At 61.0% G+C, this 22,096-nt stretch carries 18 protein-coding genes; 11 read left to right on the plus strand and 7 right to left on the minus strand.

From position 1 onward, the window contains the following. Positions 1-2 precede the first annotated feature (2 nt). Entirely contained in the window at positions 3-1,343 is a 1,341-nt protein-coding gene (locus tag ACLEJQ_RS03985) for an OprD family porin (protein WP_440792382.1), read from the minus strand. Between the two features lie 630 nt (positions 1,344-1,973). Further along, positions 1,974-3,692: an amidase gene (locus ACLEJQ_RS03990; RefSeq protein WP_440792384.1), complete on the minus strand. Its 1,719-nt coding sequence runs from the start codon at positions 3,690-3,692 to the stop codon at positions 1,974-1,976. A 266-nt stretch (positions 3,693-3,958) separates the two neighbouring features. Here ACLEJQ_RS03990 and ACLEJQ_RS03995 point away from each other — a divergent pair, with 266 nt between their 5' ends. The 3 genes from ACLEJQ_RS03995 to ACLEJQ_RS04005 all read left to right on the plus strand — a co-directional run bounded on the left by ACLEJQ_RS03995 (position 3,959) and on the right by ACLEJQ_RS04005 (position 6,973). Next, entirely contained in the window at positions 3,959-4,690 is a 732-nt protein-coding gene (locus tag ACLEJQ_RS03995; protein ID WP_440792386.1) for a GntR family transcriptional regulator, read from the plus strand. A 135-nt stretch (positions 4,691-4,825) separates the two neighbouring features. Beyond that, on the plus strand, positions 4,826-6,115 hold the full coding sequence (locus ACLEJQ_RS04000) for an MFS transporter (protein WP_440792388.1): 1,290 nt from the start codon (positions 4,826-4,828) through the stop codon (positions 6,113-6,115). Positions 6,116-6,142: 27 nt separating this feature from the next. Further along, positions 6,143-6,973 carry an amidohydrolase family protein gene (locus ACLEJQ_RS04005; protein ID WP_440792390.1) on the plus strand — a complete coding sequence of 277 codons (831 nt, stop codon included), beginning with the start codon at positions 6,143-6,145 and terminating at the stop codon, positions 6,971-6,973. A gap of 64 nt (positions 6,974-7,037) precedes the next feature. On the opposite strand, the gene ACLEJQ_RS04010 is transcribed toward ACLEJQ_RS04005, so the two are convergent. Beyond that, entirely contained in the window at positions 7,038-8,393 is a 1,356-nt protein-coding gene (locus tag ACLEJQ_RS04010; protein ID WP_440792392.1) for a S8 family serine peptidase, read from the minus strand. 452 nt (positions 8,394-8,845) lie between these two features. Between ACLEJQ_RS04010 and ACLEJQ_RS04015 the strand changes: the two genes are divergently transcribed. From ACLEJQ_RS04015 to ACLEJQ_RS04025, 3 genes are all read left to right on the plus strand, one after another. Next, positions 8,846-11,020: a PAS domain-containing sensor histidine kinase gene (locus ACLEJQ_RS04015; RefSeq protein WP_440792394.1), complete on the plus strand. Its 2,175-nt coding sequence runs from the start codon at positions 8,846-8,848 to the stop codon at positions 11,018-11,020. Between the two features lie 2 nt (positions 11,021-11,022). Next, positions 11,023-11,403, plus strand: coding sequence for a response regulator (locus tag ACLEJQ_RS04020; RefSeq protein ID WP_440792396.1), 381 nt, complete (start codon positions 11,023-11,025; stop codon positions 11,401-11,403). Positions 11,404-11,616: 213 nt separating this feature from the next. Next, complete coding sequence (locus ACLEJQ_RS04025) at positions 11,617-12,444, plus strand: gamma-glutamyl-gamma-aminobutyrate hydrolase family protein (RefSeq protein ID WP_440792398.1); 828 nt, start codon at positions 11,617-11,619, stop codon at positions 12,442-12,444. Between the two features lie 35 nt (positions 12,445-12,479). On the opposite strand, the gene ACLEJQ_RS04030 is transcribed toward ACLEJQ_RS04025, so the two are convergent. Beyond that, positions 12,480-13,349, minus strand: a complete 870-nt coding sequence (locus tag ACLEJQ_RS04030) for an AraC family transcriptional regulator (RefSeq protein WP_440792400.1) — start codon at positions 13,347-13,349, stop codon at positions 12,480-12,482. Positions 13,350-13,676: 327 nt separating this feature from the next. Between ACLEJQ_RS04030 and ACLEJQ_RS04035 the strand changes: the two genes are divergently transcribed. The 5 genes from ACLEJQ_RS04035 (at position 13,677) to ACLEJQ_RS04055 (ending at position 19,658) form a co-directional block, all read left to right on the plus strand. Continuing rightward, positions 13,677-14,192, plus strand: coding sequence for a hypothetical protein (locus ACLEJQ_RS04035; protein WP_440792402.1), 516 nt, complete (start codon positions 13,677-13,679; stop codon positions 14,190-14,192). A 339-nt stretch (positions 14,193-14,531) separates the two neighbouring features. Further along, positions 14,532-15,014 (plus strand): formate dehydrogenase subunit gamma, encoded by a 483-nt coding sequence (locus ACLEJQ_RS04040; RefSeq protein ID WP_238962161.1) that lies wholly within the window; start codon positions 14,532-14,534, stop codon positions 15,012-15,014. Then, the gene (locus ACLEJQ_RS04045) at positions 15,008-16,567 is read left to right on the plus strand and encodes a formate dehydrogenase beta subunit (RefSeq protein ID WP_440792403.1); all 1,560 of its coding nucleotides are present in this window, start codon (positions 15,008-15,010) and stop codon (positions 16,565-16,567) included. The genes ACLEJQ_RS04040 and ACLEJQ_RS04045 overlap by 7 nt, the downstream gene beginning before the upstream one ends. Further along, entirely contained in the window at positions 16,564-19,440 is a 2,877-nt protein-coding gene (gene fdhF, locus ACLEJQ_RS04050) for a formate dehydrogenase subunit alpha (RefSeq protein WP_440792405.1), read from the plus strand. Before ACLEJQ_RS04045 ends, fdhF begins: the two co-directional genes overlap by 4 nt. Continuing rightward, positions 19,437-19,658, plus strand: a complete 222-nt coding sequence (locus tag ACLEJQ_RS04055) for a formate dehydrogenase subunit delta (protein ID WP_440792407.1) — start codon at positions 19,437-19,439, stop codon at positions 19,656-19,658. The genes fdhF and ACLEJQ_RS04055 overlap by 4 nt, the downstream gene beginning before the upstream one ends. A gap of 130 nt (positions 19,659-19,788) precedes the next feature. Here ACLEJQ_RS04055 and ACLEJQ_RS04060 read toward each other — a convergent pair whose 3' ends face one another. The 3 genes from ACLEJQ_RS04060 to ACLEJQ_RS04070 all read right to left on the minus strand — a co-directional run bounded on the left by ACLEJQ_RS04060 (position 19,789) and on the right by ACLEJQ_RS04070 (position 22,086). Further along, positions 19,789-20,103 (minus strand): isochorismate lyase, encoded by a 315-nt coding sequence (locus tag ACLEJQ_RS04060; protein ID WP_440792409.1) that lies wholly within the window; start codon positions 20,101-20,103, stop codon positions 19,789-19,791. 69 nt (positions 20,104-20,172) lie between these two features. Continuing rightward, positions 20,173-20,448, minus strand: coding sequence for a fructose-bisphosphate aldolase (locus ACLEJQ_RS04065; RefSeq protein WP_440792411.1), 276 nt, complete (start codon positions 20,446-20,448; stop codon positions 20,173-20,175). A gap of 498 nt (positions 20,449-20,946) precedes the next feature. Further along, positions 20,947-22,086: an epoxide hydrolase family protein gene (locus ACLEJQ_RS04070; RefSeq protein WP_440792413.1), complete on the minus strand. Its 1,140-nt coding sequence runs from the start codon at positions 22,084-22,086 to the stop codon at positions 20,947-20,949. Between the last annotated feature and the right edge of the window lie 10 nt (positions 22,087-22,096).

The following is a 22,096-nucleotide window of genomic DNA, read 5'->3' on the forward strand; positions in this document are numbered from 1 at the left end:
GTTCAGAACGGGCCCCACTTGAGCGGGTACTGGATGACCACGTACAGCCGGTCGATGTCATCGCCGGCCTGGGCGTCGTTGGCTCGGTGAGTGACGTGGGACAGTTGCAGCGACAAGTCCTTGGCCGGTCCGGACTGCACCACGTAATGCAGATCCAGGTCGCGCTCCCAGTGGCGTCCGCCGTCTCCTTGCTGCGGTCGGTAGGTGCCACTGTCCCTATCGAACGGGTTGTAGACCCCGCCTTGTGGGGCGTGGCTGCCGTCGATGCCGCGTCCGGTGACATAGCGGGCCATGAAGCTCAGGCCGGGAATCCCCAAAGTACCCAGGTCGAGGTCATAGCGCGCTTGCCAGGAGCGTTCGCCCGGGCCGTTGAAGTCGGCGTATTTGATCGAGTTGGCGAGGTAGATCGAGTCACCACCGACGAAATCGAAAGGCGTGTCGCCGTTGATTTTTTGATAAGCCAGGGTGAACGCCTGGGCGTCGAGCCTGTATTTGCCGGACAGACTGTAGGCGGTGGTGTCGATGGCCCCGGCGGCGGCCTTGCCTTGATCACGGGTGTGGTAGAGGTTGCCGTCGAGAAACAGGTTGCTGACCGTAACGTGTAGATTGGCGTAGTACTGGCGCCAGGTGTCGCTCAGTTCGGAAGCGTAGACGGCACCCCCGACTGGCTGGTCGCTGAGCAGGTCGGCGCCGATGAAATCGATGTCGTGGTTGCGTGTCGTGGCTCCATAGCCGGAAAAGTCGCCGCGGCTGGTCGAGGCGTCCTGATTCTTGAAGGCGCTGAAGTGACCGGCTTGCAGGTCGAGCCATGCCAGTTCCTTGCTCGACAGCAGCAGGCCACTGGCGTACTCCGGTTGCAGGCGCTTGTCTGCGGTGTCGAATACCGGGGTCTCCACAGTCATTTCCCCGACCGCCAGGGTGGTGTTGGAGGTCTTGAACTTCAGCGCACCGCCAGCGCTGGAGTAGCTGTTTTCACCGCGCCCATCGTCATCCAGCGGCAGCAGTCCCGTTCCGGAATGCCCTTTGCCGCCATCCAGTTTCAAACCCAGGAAACCATGGGCATCGATGCCTACGCCAAGGGCGCCGGGGGTGAAACCGGACTCGAACGAGGCGATGAAGCCCTGGGCCCATTCCGCCTTGTAGCTTTTGCCCGATGGCGTGGGGGAGCGGTAGTCATTGTTCAGGTAGAAGTTGCGGCTGAGGACTTGCAGGTTCGCGTCTTCGAGAAAACCGGGAATCTCTTTCGGTGGTTGCGCCGCCATTGCTGACGTTGCGCTACCGGTGAGCAGGGCCAGGAGCCAGAATGGCCTGAGCGTGGCGGGGCTGTATCGAGCGTGAGCCATGACAGAAAATCCATGTCAGACGGTAATGCTGCATCCCCACGGGAGGTCAGCAGCTTCCCGTGGTGGAAGACAGATTTGAGCAGAGGGCGTCATTCTTGGAGGCGGGAGGGTGAGGGCGTGAGTTAAACGTTGTTAATTGCGTTCAGCCCTTGGCTCTGTTTCTGGGGGACGTCAGGTTGTCTGCGTTCAAGCTTTTGGGTCTGCTGCGCAGCCCAGCGGGAGCAAGCTCCCTCGCCACGGGTTTTGTGTAGGCACTGGTATTGAGCCTCGGCGCGAAGCCAAAGAGGTGGGCAAACCCCTGTGGCGGTAGGACTCATCCACGCTTGGGGGGGCACAGCAGCCTTTGATCCAGTCACCTCGGTGTATCAGGAAGGTTGCGTTTAGCCTTTTGGGGCCGCTGCGCAGCCCGACGGGGATAAATCCCCTCGCCACAGAGGTGATGCACAGGTACCGATCTTGTGGCGAGGGAGCTTGCTCCCGCGAGGGTCAGCCGGGATGGCCGGTCTGACGCTATCGCGAGCAAGCTCGCTCCCACATGGGCTTCGGGTGTTTTGCCTGTGAATATGCCGATCTCGTGGCGAGGGAGCTTGCTCCCGCTGGGCTGCGAAGCAGCCCCAAGAACGAATCAGATCACCGACCCGACCCAGCCGACAACGGTGGCGTGCGCGGTGGAATCTGGCGTTTCGACCCAGTCGCCTCGAACGCCGAAGCCAGCCGCAGCAATGCCGAATCATCATAGGCTCGGCCGGCAAATGTCAGGCCGACCGGCATGCCAATGTCGGCCATGACGCCCATAGGCACTGTCACGGTGGGCACGCCCAGGTGGCGGATCGCAAGGTTGCCATTAGCGACCCAGATACCGTTGCTCCAGGCGATGTCGGCAGACACCGGATTGACATCCGCATCCGCCGGTCCGACATCGGCCACGGTCGGGAAGATCACCGCGTTGAGCCCAAGCCGATCCATCCAGTCTTCCAGGTCGATCCGACGCGTTTGCTCCAGGCCTCGCAGTCCGTCCGGCAGGGTTGGGATCTGATCCCAAGGAGTAATGCCGCGCTGGGCCATCTTCACGTATTCGTCCATACCGGCGGCAAGATCATCCTCGCGGTTGGGCAGGGTGCCCGGATCGTGGGGAAAGATCTGCGGTCCGTCGACATCCGCCAGGCGGTTCAATTTCGGATCGCCGTTGGCCCGCAGGAAGTCGTCGAACGCCCAAGCCGACAGGTCCCACAGTTCATGGTGCAGGAACTCTTTGGACACCAGGCCCCGGGTAAACACCGTTGGCGCACCGGGTCGATCACCCTCACAGTTGGACACCAACGGGAATTCCACCTCGACCACCTCGGCGCCGTGGGCCTCAAGCGTCTTACGGGCCTGCTCCCAAAGATCGATCACCGAGGCACGGGTGACGATTCGCTGTCCGGTCGGGCCGCCGATGCCGGGAGCTTCAGAGGTACCTGCCTCGGGATCGGCATTGATGTACATCCGTGGCACGCCAAAGCGAATGCCGGCCAGAGCGCCTGGATGGCTAGCGAGGCTCGGATACGAGGCCGGGCGAACCGAGTCTACACTCGGGATCGGCACCCAAGGTTGCATCCGCCACAGGTCGCCGCGTGTGTCCGGATCGTGCGCGACCACCACATCCAGCACTTCGAGCAGGTCGGCCATGGTCCGGGCGTAGGGCACCACCACGTCCATGGTCGGCGTCAGCGGCCAGTTGCCGCGCACCGAAATCACCCCGCGTGAGGGCGTGTAGGCGCACAAGCCGTTGTTCGAAGCCGGACCGCGCCCGCTCGACCAGGTCTCTTCCGCCAGGCCGAACGCGGCGAAACTGGCGGCCGTCGCCGTGCCGGCACCGTTCGAGGAGCCCGAGGCAAACGGGGCGGTCAGATAGTCACCGTTGTACGGGCTCTCCGCCCGGCCATAAACCCCGCGTTGCATGCCGCCATTGGCCATCGGCGGCATGTTGGTCTTGCCCAGGCAGATGGCGCCGGCGGCGCGCAGACGCTCGATGGTGAACGCATCGCGGTACGCCACCAGATCCTTGAACGCCGGGCTTCCGGAAGCGGCAGTGAGGCCCTTGACCAGATAACTGTCCTTGGCCGTATAGGGAATGCCATCGAGCGGGCCCAGGGTCTGGCCGCTGGCCCGACGCGCATCGGACGCCTGCGCTTCTTTCAAGGCTTCAGGATTGCGCACCACCACCGCGTTCAGGGCCGTGGGTGTATCGGGACCGTCGTAGGCGTCGATCCTGGCAAGGTAGGCCTGGACCAATTCGACCGCCGTCGTCTGGCCGGACTCGAGCGCAGCCCGCAGTTGGGCGATGGAGACTTCGGTGATTTCGATCATGCGGTTACCGTCGCGGCAGAGGGATGACCCACGCAAGACACCTGACATTCAGATCCTGTCACAGGGACATCACAAAGTGGATATTTATCGGCTTTCGAGCACTGTACTACGCCCTCAGGCCAAGGGTCTATCTGTCTCCGGTCCAGTGATGTGTCGCGACCGTTGACTCAAGCAGGTTTGCACGATTAGTTGACAATGCCCCGATGCAAGCAAATACTCCTCGCCATATTCATATATATGACTAGATAACAAGGTGAATAAGGTCAATGAACTCGCTCCCCAGTGATGCACGCCTGCCGCTTTATCAGCGCCTACGCGATCAGTTGGCTGAACAGATTGCCAATAACCGCTGGCGTCCGGGGGAGGCGATTCCCACCGAGGCCGCGCTCTCGGCCGAATATCAATTGTCCACCGGCACGGTGCGCAAGGCCGTCGATGCGCTGGTCAGCGAAGGCATCCTGGAGCGTCAGCAGGGGCGCGGCACCTTCATTCGCCGGCCGCAGTTCCAGTCATCGTTGTTCCGTTTCTTTCGCTTTCAAAGCGCCTGCGGCGAGCGCCGGGTGCCGCAGAGCCGCATTCTGTCCATTGAGCCGGTGGCCGCGCCTTCAGCGGTGGCCCAGGCATTGGGGCTGCCGGTCGATGCGCCGGTGATACGCATCGTCCGCTTGCGGTTGCTGGAAGTAGAGCCGGTGCTCGCCGAAGAAATCTGGTTGCCTCGTGGTCGCTTCCAGCCGTTGCTGGAGATCGACCTGGACCAGAAAGGGCCGCTGCTTTACCCCATTTACGAAGAGATTTGCGGGCAGGTCGTGGCCTATGCCGAAGAAACCCTTACCGCCGAATCGGTGAATGAAATACACGCCAGATTGCTTCAGGTACCGGTCAACAGCCCGGTGGTGGTGATCGAGCGCCTGGCCCGTGATTACGCCGGCAATCCCTTGGAGTGGCGTCGTTCCCGCGGGCACGCCGAACACTTCCGTTATCAGGTGGAAATCCGCTGACGCGATCGGATTAGCAGCACGTTCAGCGGCGCATTGCTCGCCGCTGTCCTGATCGTTTTGTTTGCCTTCACTGGCCCTGTAGCGGCGCGGTTCGCTCTCGGCTGCCTATCGTTTGACGAATAAGGATAAGAAATCATGTTCAGCTGGTATCGCCAAATCACCGCGCGTGAGCGCAAGACGTTCTGGGCCTGCTTCGGCGGCTGGTCGCTCGACGCGCTGGAAGTCCAGATGTTCGGCCTGGCGATCCCCGCCTTGATCGCCGCATTCGCCCTGTCCAAGGGTGATGCGGGCTTGATCAGCGGCGTCACGCTGGTCACCTCGGCGCTGGGCGGCTGGGTCGGCGGGACCCTGTCGGACCGCTACGGCCGGGTGCGCACCTTGCAATGGATGATTCTCTGGTTCTCGTTCTTCACCTTTGTGTCGGCTTTTGTCACCGGCTTTCACCAACTGTTGATCGTCAAGGCCCTGCAGGGTTTCGGGATCGGTGGAGAGTGGGCCGCCGGCGCGGTACTGATGGCTGAAACCATCAATCCCAAATACCGTGGCAAAGTCATGGGTACGGTGCAAAGTGCCTGGGCGGTGGGTTGGGGGATGGCGGTCGGAGTTTTCACCCTGATCTATTCATTCGTGCCGCAGGACATGGCTTGGCGCGTGATGTTCATCGTGGGCCTGTTGCCGTCGTTCCTGATTATCTGGGTGCGTCGCAACGTCGAGGAGCCCGACAGTTACCAGCGCCTGCAAAAAGACCAGGTGATTCCCAAGAGCTTCTTCAAATCCCTTGGCGGTATCTTCCGCCCCGAGCTGCTGCGCGTGACCTTGTTCGGCGGATTGCTGGGGTTGGGGGCACACGGTGGCTACCACGCGGTGATGACGTGGCTGCCGACTTTCCTCAAGACCGAACGCAACCTGTCGGTGCTCAACTCAGGCGGTTACCTGGCGGTGATCATCTTCGCCTTCTGGTGCGGTTGCGTGGTCAGCGGCCTGTTGATCGACCGCATTGGCCGACGCAAGAACATCGTGTTGTTCGCGTTATGCTGCGTCGTGACCGTGCAATGTTACGTGTTCCTGCCGCTGACCAATACCCAGATGCTGTTCCTCGGTTTCCCGCTGGGTTTCTTCGCGGCGGGCATCCCGGCGAGCCTCGGGGCGCTGTTCAACGAGTTGTACCCTGCAGACGTGCGCGGCGCCGGCGTGGGGTTCTGCTACAACTTCGGCCGAGTGCTGTCGGCGGTGTTCCCGTTCCTGGTAGGACACATGAGTGATTCCATGTCCCTGGGCTCGGCCATCGGCATCGATGCCGGGATCGCCTATGGCGTGGCAGTGCTCGCGGCGCTGTGCCTGCCGGAAACCCGTGGGCGTAGCCTGCAAGCCGCTGCTGCATCGGCGCCGGTGGTTGAACGTGACAGCCAGAGCGCCCGAGCCTGATTTCCTTATTGTCGATAGATGAAACCCATGCTTGATACCTGTACTAAGCCCATGACCGGCATTGACTGCCACGCCCACGTGTTCAGTCGTGAGCTGGAACTGGCGGCTGTCCGGCGCTACACACCCGACTATGACGCCACGCTCGCTCAATACCTGAGCCACTTGCACGCTCATGGCTTGAGCCATGGCGTGTTGGTACAGCCGAGCTTTCTCGGTACCGATAACCGCTACCTGCTGGCCGCCCTACGGCAAGCACCGCAGCAGTTGCGCGGCGTCGTGGTGGTGGAGCGAGACGTCAGCCGAGCTGAGCTGGACGACATGGCCCGGTTGGGCGTGGTCGGTGTGCGCTTGAATCTGATGGGCAAAGCCTTGCCTGATTTTCGGGACGCCGCCTGGAGCGGCATCTTGGGCCACATCGCCGAACTGGATTGGCATGTCGAGTTGCATGCCAACCTGGTGGACTTGCCGGGGTTGATGGCTCAGCTGTTGCCACTGGGCATCAAGTTGGTAGTCGATCATTTCGGTCGCCCGGATGCGCGTCTGGGCCTGGATCAACCTGGCTTTGCCCAATTGATGACGCTGGGGCAGGGCGGACAGGTGTGGATGAAGGTGTCCGGTATCTATCGATTGGGCGCAACGGCCTCGCAGAACCTTGAATTCGCCCGCGCCTCGCTGGCGGTGCTGGAGCGCAGTTTCGGCCCCGAACGCCTGGTGTGGGGCAGCGATTGGCCGCACACTCAGCATGAACAACATGTCGGCTTCGAGACGGTGATGGCACAGCTGCGTGCGTTGGAATGTTCGACGTCGTTGATGCATGCGTTAACGGTCCAGGCACCCCAGGCGCTCTTCAGGTTTTGAAGCGCGCCGGCGTGTCGTGTGTAGGAGGTGCCATGGTCAGAGCGAGTGGCTGCCGCTGGGCTCTTCAGATCTCCGGCCCTGGTAGTTGGGCTGCCGACAGTGAAGCGATGGCATTCACGATATGGGGAAGTGGACCGATATGCCCACCTGTTCCTTGGGCTGTCCCCGTCCGAATCAACAGCTCTCTCATCTGTCTTGGGGTTAATACCTTGCCAGTTCTTTTACACCATGACTGCACCGCAATGACGGCTCCTCCTACAACTGCAGTGGCCGCAGAAGTTCCTGCAAAAATTGAGGTATAAGTCCTCGTACGCCCTTCATTGAAAAGATCACCCTTGCCGCAAGTAGCTATATAGCCATCACCCCACGCTTGTAAATGTATCGGGCTACCATACGTAGAAAAAACGAAGCGATTACGGCCGGTTCGTGTTCCTGCACCGACGCGAATGCTCCCATTGTCCCCGCGACTTTTATATTCGTCATAAAACGGATGGTCTAAGTCCTCACCGCCATTACCGGCGGCGGCGACAACGATAATTCCAGCATCGGTGGCCTGTTTCGTTATGTCCCAGACACCTCTGTTAAAATCAGCGGGTACCAATTCGCTATTAAGGCCGCCAGTTTGCATTTCATATATGAAAACGTCACCGGCTCTTAAATGTTTCAAGCCCTCGGCAATGCCGCCAACACGGCCAAGAGGTCCCTGTGAAATACCGTAAAATGTATCAATGTCATAGGCAATGCCCAGCATGCCAAATTCATTGTTTCTAGCAAACACGATACCAGCAACTCCCGTCCCGTGGTCATCAACATTCCCACCGGGCAGTGGAACGAGCTCTATAAAATTAGCGCCTTCCAGATCTTCATGGTCGTAGGCAAAATGGCCGTTTTCGATATCTGCACATCTAATTCCTTGTCCTGTAGCCTCAAATAATCGCCAAGCATTCATGGCATCGATACCAATAACATTTGATCCCGAATCGCCCTGGAGGTAATCCTGCCGATCAACAAAATTCGGAGTCGTACTTGCTGGGCCCGCTGACATGCCTTCGTCTGACGACGTCGGAGCAGGCCCGGCGGGATCAAGCTCAGGCTCGACTGGCTCGAGCTCGACGTATTCTACAATTGCCATGTCTCTCAACGCCGTTGCGAGGCGCTGCAATTCTTCAAATGGCATGGTGGGTGCGTTTTCAATATAAACAAGCCCCTTGTATTGAGAGAAGTCAATGCTATTTTCTTCGTTCTTTATTTCACCTGTCTTTGCTAGATCCGGAATGGCATGGCGATATTCTAAATTAGATAAAACGCTCGCATTCTTTGATGTTTTTTCTGATTCATTAAAAAAAATCTTTCCATTTGCTACCTTGGAAATACTATTTGGGGTGAACTTCACAAGCAAATTATAGGTTTTGTTCATCATGCACTCTCCATGAAGCTATCCTGAATGGAGCTATCCTGAGAAGTGCTGTTGTGAAAACTACAACCAAGGCTGGGTATGTTCAGCTTCAGCCCGACTTCCTATCCCACAGCAGTAGCGCACTTGCTGCTCTCAACTGCTCTCATTATCGTCGTTTATGCCCTTAGGACGCTGGAGTCAGGGCTGATACTGAGGATAGTAGAAGGTTATCCTCCGTCAAGCGACGTAAGCTGGCCACACATCCTGCATGACAGACCATCGGATTTGATACAGTGATAGAGCAGCTGCGCGCGTCGCGGTGTCCGAAGCCGCTACTGCGTGCGTTAATGGTGGACGTGCCTCAATTCCTGTCCGGTTTTGAGGCCCAAGGGATCTGGCGCCGGGTTCCTCCTGAACTCCTGGAGGCAAATGGACTCTAGACTCCATTGCGGCGCCGTGAAAGATTGAGGATGACAATGTCGAACATTGAAGAGCTGCCCAGGGAAAATCTGGCACCGAGCGAATACGAAAGTCTGTTTTCCATCGGCGAAAACGCGCTCGAAGCCATTCCCGGTGCGGTGTACCTGTGCGATCGCGACGGCTGGCTTGTCAGGTACAACAGCGAGGCGGCCGGGTTGTGGGGACGCACACCGGTGCTCGGCGAAAACGGCGACCGCTTCTGCGGCTCCCATCGCCTGTTCATGATGGACGGCACGCCCCTGGCTTTTGATCAGTGCCCGACCGCCCAGGCTCTCAGCACCGGTGTCACGGCGCGAAACCAGGAAGTCATCATCCAGCGCGCGGACGGTTCGCGGTTCGTCGCGCTGATGAACATCCGTGCCCTCAGGGATCGGCACGGTGTTATCCAGGGCGCGATCAACTGCTTCCAGGACGTCTCGGCACACCATGCCGTGGCCGAGGAACTGCGGCGCAAAACCGCCGACCTCGAAGACTTTTTCGAAAACAGCGCGGTCGGCTTGCACATTGTCAGCGGCGACGGCGTCATCCTGCGCGCCAACAAGGCCGAGCTGGCACTGCTGGGCTACTCGGCTGACGAATACATCGGCCGACACATCGCTGAATTCCATGCCGACGAACCGGTGATCGGTGACATCCTCAACAAGTTGAGCAGCGGCGATTGCCTGGAAAGCTATCCGGCGCGCCTGAAGGCCAAGAACGGTTCGATCAAGCATGTCACCATCACCTCCAACGGCCGTTTCGAAGCCGGCAAGCTGTTCAACACGCGCTGCTTCACCATTGACGTGACTTGCATGCATGCCGCCGAGGCAGCCCGCCAGGAGAGCGATAACCGCCTGGCGGCCACCTATGAAGCCGCCACCATTGGCATCGCCGAGGCCGATGCCAACGGTCATCTGCTGCGGGTGAACGATGCGCTGTGCCACATGCTCGGCCGCTCGCGGGAAGAACTGCTGGCGATGTCTTTCCTCGACTACACCCATCCGGAATCCGTCAGTGAGGACGCGGCTTCATACGCTCGGCAGGTCGCCGGCGAAATGGACAGCTACGTGTTCCGTAAGCGCGCCGTGAAGCCCGATGGCCAAGTCCTCTATCTGGACGTACACAGCTCCTCGGTAAGGAATGCGGCCGGCCAGTTTAGCTATGGCGTGCGAGTCATCCAGGATGTGACCGCGGCGCGGCGCATGGAAATGCAGGTCCGCGAGAGCGAACGGCACATGCGTAACCTCCTCGAAGCGCTGCCCGCCGCGGTGTATACGACCGATGCGCAAGGCCGCATCACGTTCTACAACCGCGCAGCGGTGGAACTGTCCGGCCGTACCCCGGCGCTGGGCGACATGTGGTGCGTGACCTGGAAACTCTTCAACACCGACGAGACACCACTGCCCCACGATCAGTGTCCGATGGCGGTGGCCTTGAGGGAAAACCGGCCGATACGTGGTGTCGAAGCCATTGCCGAGCGCCCGGACGGCACCCGCGTACCTTTCGCTCCGTATCCCACGCCCTTGCATGACGCCGAGGGAAATCTGGTGGGGGCGATCAACATGCTGGTAGACATCACTGAGCGCAGGCAAGCTGAAAATCGTCAGAAAACCCTGATCGATGAACTCAATCATCGGGTCAAGAACACCCTCGCCACCGTACAGTCCTTGGCGGTCCAGACGTCACGCGACGCAGAGGATGCAAAGGACGGCTACAAACGTTTCGAAGCCAGGCTCCTGGCGCTGTCCCGCGCCCATGATCTGTTGACCCGCCGGCACTGGGGCAACACGCCGCTGGATTCCCTGGCCCAGGAAGTCCTGATGCCGGTATTCGGCAGTGATCCACAGCGGATCGTCGTTGAGGGCCCGTCCATCGACATCGGTACCCGGGTTGCGCTCAACCTCACGATGACCCTCAACGAACTGGCGATCAACGCGCTCAAGTACGGCGCGATGTCCGTGGAGACGGGTACGCTGTCCGTCACCTGGCAGTTGAACGCGCAGCCCGACGGTACGCTGTTCGCCCTGGATTGGCGGGAGCGCGGCGGGCCACTGGTATTGCAACCGGAGCGGGAAGGGCTGGGTTCCCGCCTGATGAAACGTTGCATCGAGCGCGACCTGGACGGCAGTTTTGAACTCTTCTTTGCCCCGGAAGGCGTTCGCTGCCACCTCTCATTCCTGATCGGAGCCTAGGCATGACGCCGTTTGCCGGGGTCCAGGTGCTCGTCGTCGAGGACGAAGGAGCGATTGCCATGCTGATCGAGGAAATGCTGGAGGATCTGGGCTGCGAAATCGTCGCCTCGGTTGCTCGACTCGCCGCCGCGCAGGATCGAGCCAGCACGGCGCAGATCGACCTCGCCATCCTCGACGTCAACCTGGCTGGCGAACGGGTTTTTCCTGTGGCGCAGATCCTGCGCAGTCGTGGCATTGCCTTTCTCTTCAGCACTGGGTACGGCGCCAGCGGCGTACCAGCGGAGTTTGCGGGGTACCCGGTATTGCACAAGCCGTTCTCCGAAGGCGAGTTGCAGCACAAGATCGGCTTGGCGCTGAAAGGACCCGTTACCGACGCCGTGTGACAGAGCCCCCCTGTGGGAACGAGCCTGCCCGCCATAGCGGCGGCACAGTCAACATCACTTTCAAGCTGACCCACCGCGATCGCGAGCAGGCTCGCTCCCACAGAAGTCTGGTTCAACTGTCAGGTATTAGGCTGAACGCCCATCATCCCGAATGAACAACCCGGCCCGCGTCGCAATCCATACGGTAATTGTCGACGCCACCAAGGGCCTGCCATGCATTCCAACAACATAGATGTTGATAAAACCTGCAGCGCGTCACGGCTGCCCAGGATCGGGATCATCGCCTGTTCATGGCAGATCGGTCCGCACACCGTGCAAATCAGTAACGACAAATATGCCCGTGCGGTGGCTTGCGCGGCCAAGGGGCTGCCACTCATTTTGCCAGTGTTCCCGGAATTGCTCGACCTGTCCGAGATCATGGAGAGCCTGGACGGGCTGCTGTTCACCGGCTCTCCTTCGAATATCGAACCCCATCACTACGACGGTCCTCCCAGCCCGCCGGGAACGTCACACGATCCGGCCCGCGACCACCTGGCGTTGCCGCTCTGGCGTGCTGCGGTGGCGGCGGGCGTGCCGGTGCTCGGGATCTGCCGCGGCTTCCAGGAAATGAACGTCGCCTTTGGCGGCTCTCTCCACCAGCAACTCGACGGCCCAGGCGCGGAGCACGAGCCGCCCAGTAACGAACCGGTCGAAGACCAGTATGCCCGCACCCACGCGATGACCGTGCAACCGGGTGGCGCACTGTCTCGACTGGGCTTGTCAGGCGTTATTCAAGTCAACTCTGTTCACGGCCAGGGCATCGCTCGGGTGGGCGATGGCTTGCGTGTCGAGGCCGTGGCCGAAGACGGGTTGGTGGAGGGGCTTTCTGTGGAGGGCAGCAAGGCATTCGCCTTGGGCGTGCAGTGGCATCCGGAGTGGCAGGTGACGGCCAATCCGGACTATCTGAGGATTTTCCAGGCGTTTGGTGAGGCTTGTCGGGAGCGGGTGGAGCGCAGGGCTGCGATGGTTGCAGGTGGTGGTGGAGTAGCCTATCCAGGGTAGAGCCTCGTCAGACCCGAGCCCAGGCTGCTCTGCCGCTACTGCAACGGAATATACACCTCGGTTTGCCACTGATCCTGTGGCGTTTCGGGATAGACGCTCAGGTAATGGAAGAACAGTGGATGATCACGCAGTTCTTCTCCACTGGCAGGCAGCCAGTCGCGGTAGACCGGGTAAATCGTTTCGCCGATGTGATCCGGTGACCCTGTGTGCCGCACCACAGCGCAACGACCGGCAGGAATGACGCGCTCGTGCACGCCGAATTCATTCGGCGCCACGGCCTCGTGAATCTCGCCGCAGATGGCGAAGCGGAAATGCTCCGGCGGCGTCGTATCGGGGTTGCCATAGGGAATACCAAAGCTGCGGCTCGACGCCACTGGCGATTGCCCGCTCTGCGTGCGCCACTCAATGAACCTGCGCACACTTTCATTGACGAGGCCGGGCGGGCCGCAATGCTCAAGCGCTGCCAACCGGACTTCAGCGAAATCCACGATTCGTAGTTGCATGGTGATAGTCCTGGAAAAGTGAGGGATGGTGAACACCGCGTTCCAGACCTGCCAGTTCGGCGCCTTGCGAAAGGCACTCGGTGTCATGCCGAATGCCCGCCGGAATGCCCGACTGAATGCCTCGGGACTTTCAAAGCCGGCATCGGTTGCGGCATCCAGTACCGAGTAATCAGTCGCGGCCGCGAGGCGATGGGCTGCGCGTCGCAATCGCATCAGTTGCACATAACGTGAAACCGGTACGCCGACGAACGCCGTGAACTGCCGATGAAAGTGAAACGCCGAAAAATTCACCACCTCGCCAAGCGTCTTCACTGACAGGTCGCCTTCGAGGTTAGCCTCGATGTAGGCGAGCACTGCATTGAAACGTTGGGTGTAAGCGAGGTGGGTCGGCATGTCGGGCATCAGGGAAAGGCTCTTGGAAGTACGGTCGCAATAGAGTCGGCTATAACGGTATAAATGTGCCTAGCCGCGTTTGCTCAATTTTCTTTTCTATCAAAGTAGATTGCGCGATGTAGAAAATGCCGATACCGCCGCAATACTCTTTACTTAAGGACGACACCGCCCCGTGGCGAGGGAACAAGCTCCCTCGCCACGACATGTGATAAACCTCAAGTGAACAGCATTGCGTTCCTTAGCGAGCAGGCTGCTACAGGCAACGACAGGCTAATCAACCATGCTGCTCATGCGCTAATATCCGCGCCGACCTCCCGTACCTCGGACTTTCCCTTCATGAAATTGCACCTGCTGACCGCCAGCCTGTTCCTCGCCTGTACCCTGACCCAAGCCGCCGAACCGCCCGTTGCGAAACCCCTGGAAGAACAGGTCGGGCATCTGGTGGCGCTACTGAAAGACAGCTACGCCACCGGCTACCCAGAAGCAACACTGGTGCAGACGCTGAACACCGGCGAGGACAGCGAAGTAACGCTCGCCGTATTCACCATCGAAGGCTTCGGCATGGGCAATAATTACAGCCAATACCTGGCGGCTTTTACCCCCGAAGAGAACGAAGAGGGCGTGCAGCATTTCAGCTTGCTCGACGTGATTCGCATCGGCGGTGACAGCTGGCGTTCGATCGACAAGCTGGACGCCAGGCTGGTCAGCGATCCATCCGGCGAGCAGACCTTGATCGATATTCCGGTACTGGAAAATACCGACAGCGATGCGCCGAATTTTCCTAGCAAAGCGGCGACGATTCACTTGTCGCTGGATGGGTCGCAGTCGATTCGGTTGGTGGAGTTGAAGTAGTACTGGGAGCGGCTGTGGTCGATACGTGCCCGTACGGGGTCCATAGCACCGGGAACCTTGGTAATCCTGATAAATGAGGTGGGTGCATCATTTGAACTAAGCTCACATTTCACCCCGAGTCGCTTTCAGAACACGTTCTGTCGTCCACGTGCAATCGCCACCCTTGGGGAGTGGCAAGCTGTAAGGATGCCCCGGACCAGGCGCGCCAAGACGCCTGGCTGGAGAGCAGGAATGGCGTCTGGATCAACCACGCTACCGTGACGTGGGCCGGGCGCCGCAGCCAAGACTCCGGACGGCTGCCGCTATGCGGCGGTGGCGTTCGAGATGCCGAGGTCACTTATGCTCGATGAGACGCTTCACCTGCCTCTGATTCACAGCGTGCTGGAACGCGAAAAGGCCACCCCGGGTGCCTTGTTGCCGATCCTGCATGCCATCCAGGAAGGTTGCGGGTATGTGCCCGACACCGCCGTCCCTGAAATCGCCCATGCCCTTAACCTCAGCGAGGCTGAAGTACGCGGGGTGATCAGTTTCTACCACGACTTCCGCACCACGCCGCCGGCGCGGCATACCTTGCGTCTGTGTCGGGCCGAGTCCTGCCAGAGCAAGGGCGCGGAAGGGTTGGCGGCGCAATTGCGCGAACACTTGTCCCTGGACGATCACGGCACCAGCGCCGATGGCAGCATCAGCCTGCGGCCGGTGTATTGCCTGGGTGCCTGCGTGTGTTCGCCGGCCCTTGAACTGGACGGTGAGCTGCATGCACGTCTGACCCCGGAGCGCCTGCGCCAGCTGGTGAACGGTTGCCTGGAGGAGGGCTCATGCTGACGCTCTGCATCCCTCGTGATTCGGTGGCCTGCGCCGTGGGCGCAGACAAGGTGGCGGCGGCACTGGTCAGTGAAGCTGAACGTCGACAAGTGCCGCTGGAGTTGCGTCGCACCAGTTCCCGTGGCCTTTATTGGCTGGAACCGCTGCTGGAGTTTGAAAGTGCCGGCGTACGCCTGGGTTTCGGTCCCGTCACGCCGCAAGACGTACCGAGCCTGCTCGATGCTCTGGCGGGCGATCCCGGCAGCCATCCGCTGGCCTTGGGCCCGGTGGAAGAAATCCCGTATCTCAAGAGCCAACAGCGCCTGCTGTTCGCCCGCGCCGGCATCACCCAGCCGCTGTCGTTGGATGAGTACCGGGCCAAGGGCGGCTTCCTGGGCCTGGCCCGGGCGATCCAGATGGATGGCCTGGACGTGGTCACCAGCGTGCTCGATTCCGGCTTGCGCGGTCGGGGTGGCGCGGCGTTTCCGGCGGGCATCAAGTGGCGCACCGTGCGCGACGCGGTGGCGACGCAGAAGTATGTGGTGTGCAACGCCGATGAAGGCGACTCCGGCACCTTTGCCGACCGGATGTTGATGGAAGGCGACCCGTTCCTGCTGATCGAAGGCATGATCATCGCCGGCATCGCGGTCGGTGCGACGATGGGCTACATCTACGTGCGCTCGGAATACCCGGCCGCCGTCAGCACCCTGAACCAAGCCCTGGGCATCGCCCGTAGCGCCGGTTACCTGGGCGCGGACGTGGGCGGCAGCGGTCGCCGCTTCGAGCTGGAAGTGCGGGTGGGGGCGGGTGCCTACATCTGTGGCGAGGAAACCTCGCTGCTGCAATCGTTGGAGGGCAAGCGCGGCGAGGTCCGCGCCAAACCACCGCTGCCAGCGTTGCAAGGTCTGTTTGGCTTGCCGACCCTGGTGCACAACGTGGTGACCCTGGCCTCGGTCCCGGTGATCCTGGAAAAAGGCGCGCAATTCTATCGTGATTTCGGCATGGGCCGTTCCTTGGGGACGATGCCGTTCCAGCTGGCCGGCAATGTCCGTCAGGCTGGCCTCGTGGAGCGTGCTTTCGGCCTGAGCCTGCGCGAATTGGTGGAAGGTTACGGCGCAGGCACCGCCAGCGGTCGGCCCTTGAAGGCCGCGCAGGTGGGTGGGCCGTTGGGCGCCTGGGTGCCACCCTCGCAGTTCGACACACCGCTGGACTACGAAGCGTTCGCCGCCATGGGCGCGATGCTCGGTCACGGCGGTGTGGTGGTGGCAGATGACAGCCTGGACATGGCCCACATGGCCCGGTTCGCCTTGCAGTTCTGCGCCGAGGAATCCTGCGGCAAGTGCACGCCGTGCCGGATCGGTTCCACCCGTGGGGTGGAAGTGGTGGATCGTCTGATCGCCAGCACCGATGCCAGTGCTCGCCAGGAACAGGCGCTGCTGCTGCAAGACCTGTGCGACACCCTGCAATACGGTTCGCTCTGTGCCCTCGGTGGGATGACTTCATACCCCGTCGCCAGCGCCCTCAAGCACTTTCCCGCCGATTTCGGTCTGGCGACCACGGAGGCCGACCAATGATCAACATCTTCGACCCCAGCACTGACATCGACCTTGGCACACCCGCTCGCGAAAGCGAAGTGCAGGTCAACCTGACCATCGACGGCCGGGAGATCAGGGTCCCGTCCGGCACTTCGGTGATGCGTGCCGCCGCGTTGCTCGGCACCACCATTCCCAAGCTCTGCGCCACCGACAGCCTGGAAGCCTTCGGTTCCTGCCGCATGTGCCTGGTGGAGATCGACGGCATGCGCGGTTACCCGGCCTCCTGCACCACGCCGGTGACCGAGGGCATGGTGGTCCGCACCCAGACCTCCAAGCTCGCCACGCTGCGGCGCAATGTGATCGAACTGTACATCTCCGACCACCCACTGGACTGCCTGACCTGTCCGGCCAACGGCAATTGCGAATTGCAGACGGTGGCGGGGCAGGTCGGCCTGCGCGAGGTGCGCTACGGCTACGACGGCGCCAATCACCTGGCCGAGACCAAGGACATTTCCAACCCCTATTTCGACTACGACCCGAGCAAATGCATCGTGTGTAGCCGTTGCGTGCGTGCCTGTGAAGAGATCCAAGGCACCTTCGCCCTGACCATCACCGGGCGTGGTTTTGATTCCCGTGTGGAAGCAGCCGGCGGTGACAATTTCCTCGACTCCGAATGCGTGTCCTGCGGCGCCTGCGTCCAGGCCTGCCCGACCGCTACGCTGATCGACAAGAGCGTAGTGGAGATCGGCCAGCCGGAACGCAGTGTCATCACCACCTGCGCCTACTGCGGTGTCGGCTGCTCGTTCCGTGCTGAAATGAAGGGCGAGCAACTGGTGCGCATGGTTCCGGACAAGAACGGCCAAGCCAACCACGGCCACTCTTGCGTCAAGGGTCGCTTCGCCTGGGGCTATGCCACGCACCCGGATCGCATCACCAAACCGATGATCCGCAAGCATATCAACGACCCGTGGCAGGAGGTCAGTTGGGACGAGGCAGTCACCTATGCGGCCAGCGAGTTACGGCGCATCCAGCTCAAGTACGGGCGCGACTCCATCGGCGGCATTACCTCTAGCCGCTGCACCAACGAAGAAACCTACCTGGTGCAGAAATTGGTGCGTACCGCGTTCGGCAACAACAACGTCGACACCTGCGCCCGCGTCTGCCATTCGCCCACCGGCTATGGCCTGAAGCAAACCCTGGGCGAATCCGCCGGGACCCAGAACTTCGACTCGGTGATGAAGGCCGACGTGATCCTGGTGATGGGCGCCAACCCCACCGACGCTCACCCGGTGTTCGGCTCGCAGCTCAAGCGCCGCTTGCGTCAGGGTGCGCGACTGATTGTCATCGACCCACGGCGCATCGACCTGGTGGATTCGCCGCATGCCCGCGCTGAGCTCCACTTGCAACTGCGTCCCGGCACGAACGTGGCGATGCTCAACGCATTGGCCCACGTGATTGTCACTGAAGGACTGGTCAAGCAGGACTTCGTCGACGAACGCTGCGAACCGGCGGATTTCGCCCGCTGGAGCGATTTCGTCAGCCTGCCGGAAAACTCACCGGAGGTCTTGGGCCCGGTGTGCGGCGTGCCTGCCGAACAGATCCGCGCTGCTGCCCGGCTCTACGCCACCGGCGGTAACGCAGCCATCTATTACGGCCTCGGCGTCACCGAGCACAGCCAGGGCAGTACCTCGGTCATGGGCATTGCCAACCTCGCCATGGCCACCGGCAACATCGGTCGCGAAGGTGTCGGCGTGAACCCGTTGCGCGGGCAGAACAATGTCCAGGGCTCGTGCGACATGGGCTCGTTCCCCCACGAACTGCCTGGCTATCGGCACATCTCCAACGAAACCGTACGCGCCCAGTTCGAACAGGCCTGGAACGTGACCCTGCAGCCCGACCCGGGCTTGCGTATTCCGAACATGTTCGAGGCCGCCCTGGACGGCACCTTCAAGGCGCTTTACTGCCAGGGTGAGGACATCGCCCAGAGCGACCCCAACACCCAGCACGTGACCGCAGCCCTGAGCGCCATGGAGTGCGTGATCGTGCAGGACATCTTCCTCAACGAGACGGCCAAGTTCGCCCACGTGTTTCTGCCGGGCAGCTCGTTCCTGGAAAAAGACGGCACCTTTACCAACGCCGAGCGCCGGATCTCCCGGGTACGCAAGGTGATGGAGCCCCTGGCCGGCAAGGCCGACTGGGAAGCCACCATCGCCCTGGCCGACGCCTTGGGTTACAAGATGGACTACAGCCATCCATCACAGATCATGGACGAGATCGCCCGCCTGACGCCGACCTTCACCCGTGTCAGCTACGCCGAACTGGAGCGCCACGGCAGCCTGCAATGGCCATGCAACGATGCCGCACCGGACGGCACGCCGACCATGCACATCGAGCAATTCGTACGCGGCAAGGGACGCTTCATGCTCACCGGCTACGTGCCCACCGAAGAGAAGGTCAACAACCGCTATCCGCTGTTGCTCACCACTGGCCGGATCCTCAGCCAGTACAACGTCGGCGCCCAGACCCGGCGCACCGAGAACGTGGCCTGGCATGAGGAAGACCGCCTGGAAATCCACCCGACCGACGCCGAGAACCGTGGCATCGTCGATGGCGATTGGGTCGGCATCGGCAGCCGCGCCGGGCAGACCGTACTGCGGGCGAAAGTCACCGAGCGGGTCGCGCCGGGGGTGGTGTACACCACCTTCCACTTCCCCGAATCAGGGGCCAACGTGATCACTACCGACAACTCCGACTGGGCCACCAACTGCCCGGAATACAAGGTAACGGCGGTGGAAATCGTGCGGGTCAGCCAGCCTTCCGAATGGCAGAAGCGCTATCAGGCATTCAGTGATGAACAAGTGCGCCTGCTGCGTGAACGCCGTCATGCGGAGAAAGCCGAGGTGCGCCGATGAGTTCTGAAAGCCTGATCAAGATGGCCAACCAGATCGCCCAGTATTTCTCCAGCGAACCGGACAACACCCTGGCGGTGAAGGGCGTGCGCCAGCACATCCAGAGCTTCTGGACGCCGGGCATGCGCAGGGAATTGTCGGCCTGGCAGCAGAAGCATCCAGAGGCGGTGTTGCATCCGCTGTTGCTGGCGGCGTTGACGGAGGGTGGTGAAACCTCCTAGTCATCACAATCGATGCATAAAGCCCCGGCCGTCGTCCCTCGTTTCGACGAGGACTCTGGTCGGGGCTTTGTGGTTTCAGTTATTGGTTATTGACGGTGACGTAGGGGTCCAGAATGGGAGTGCGCCTGTTTCAGGGCTGACGCGCAGCCCAGTGCTTCATCTCCTCGGCAATGAAATGATTCACCAGATCGCTGTACATCTTCTCGACCGCATCCGGATTCAGGCCCTCGGCCTCGGCCCACTCACGGCGCGTCGCCAGCATTGCCTTGAAACGTTCCGGCGCACGCACTGAAGTGGCCGAGGTCTTGAACTTCGAGGCCGCCAGCACGTACTGAAAGCGTTTGCCCAGAAGTTTGATAACGGCTTTATCCAAAGCATCGATTTCGCCACGAATGTCCTCCATGTTGGTGCATTGCGAAGGTTGCAGCGGGTTACGGACTTCCATGTGAATCTCTCCATATGTTGATTCGGGCCGATGTGGGTCGGCGTAAGTATGAGCATTTGTGGCGAGGGGCTAGTCTTCGAGGCCGCGGCGTTCGATGACGGCAAACATGTCGGTCACGTCCTGGACCAGGATCCGGGCGACGTTGGTGACGGTGTTGAGGTCGGTGCTGGCGGAGTCCCGCAGGGTGGTGCAGGCCATCAGGGTCAGGTAATCGAGAGTGGCATGCAGGCGTTCGCTGACGCAGGCATGGAGCTCGGGGAGTGGGGCTTGGGTGTTGATCAGCAGGACGGGGTAGGCGGTGGCGGTCTGGGTGATTGGGGTGAAGCGTTGATCGTCATGTTTCATGGCTTTAGTTACTCGTCTTCGTATCAAAGAAAAGCTACTACGATCCGCTGCGAAACGAATGGGTGGTAGCTGCACGCGGGTTCGCAGACCGAGGATACGAAGGAACCCGGCAGACCCGAAGGCCTCCCACGCACAGCCACCATAAAAATGACGTCGAACGCCAACGGCGCACATTGTTACTTTTATGATGCTTGGTTGCTAGCGTATCTGTAGGGCTGCGAAACCCTGCCACCGACCAAAGCCAGCGGCGAACCAACTATAGAAGTCGATTCCCGCCACAACAACCGCCCTGTAGGACGCCCCCGATCCCCGTGGCGAGGGAGCTTGCTCCCGCGCGGTGACGCAGTCACCGCAAAACCGGGGCCCGCGGTGTGCCTGGGGAAACAAGGCGGCCGGTTTGGGGCTGCTACGCACCCCAGCGGGAGCAAGCTCCCTCGCCACGGGTTGTACTAGGGCTTGAGTTCTGGGGCGGCAGGTTATGCCATCGTCCAATCTGCACTACCGCAAATCCCGATAAAACGCCCTGATTTCCTCCGCCAATAACTGCGGCTGTTCCAATGCCGCAAAATGCCCACCCTTGGGCATCACGCTCCAGCGTTTTACATCGCAGCAACGCTCCACCCAACTGCGCGGCGGCATAGGCAATTCCTTGGGAAACACCGCCACGCCGACCGCAGGCTTCACCCGTTCCCCATGGCTGAACGCAATCGGTCGCTTGCTGCCTTCAACGTACTGCCGGAACGAAGAGCCGATGCAGTTCGTCAGCCAGTACAGCGTGACGTTGGTCAGCAGCCAGTCGCGGTCAATGGCCGGGCGGGTGTCGCACCAGGACAGGATCTTCTCGCCCATCCAGGCCAGCAAACCGGCCGGTGAGTCATTCAGGCCCACCGCTAGGCTTTGCGGTTTGGTGCGTTGGATGTGTCCATAGGCGCCTTCGGCATCGGCAAACGCAGCGGCGTGATGCAGGAAGGCGGTTTCGGCTGCGGTCTGCGGTGGTTCGGTTTCGCCAAGGGGAGGGCGATAGGAGCCTGGGATGTAATTGAGATGGATGCCTGTCACCCGCTCGGGAAACCGCACGCCGAGCCAGGTCGAAACCCCCGCGCCGATGTCCCCGCCCTGGGCGCCGAATCGCTCATAACCCAAGCCGCTCATCAACTCGCCCCACAAGCCGGCCACTTCATAAGGTCCGTTGCCGGGCTGCTGGAATGGCGCAGAAAAGGTGTAGCCGGGCAGGGACGGCACTACCACATCGAAGGCATCCGCCGGATCACCGCCGTGACTGGCCGGGTCGGTCAGCAGCGGGATGATCTGCTGCATCTCGATGAAGGAACCGGGCCAGCCGTGAGTCAGGATCAACGGCATTGGTGCCGGGCCGACACCGCGTTGATGAATGAAGTGAACCCGTTGGCCGCCGACATCGGCGACAAACTGCGGCAGGCGATTGAGCGCCGCTTCCTGGACGCGCCAGTCGAATGCTGTCGACCAATAGGCGAGCAGGTCGCGTAGCACATCCATGTCGATGCCTTCGCTCCAGCCTTGCCCGGCCAAAGGCTCGGGCGGTCGTGCGTTCAACAGGCGACGCCGCAGGTCCTCCAGTGCGCTTTCGGGGATATCGATGGAGAACGGTTCGATGTGCATGGGTGCTTTC

Origin of the sequence: Pseudomonas sp. SMV71 (assembly GCF_052042015.1) — a bacterium.
GTDB lineage: Bacteria > Pseudomonadota > Gammaproteobacteria > Pseudomonadales > Pseudomonadaceae > Aquipseudomonas.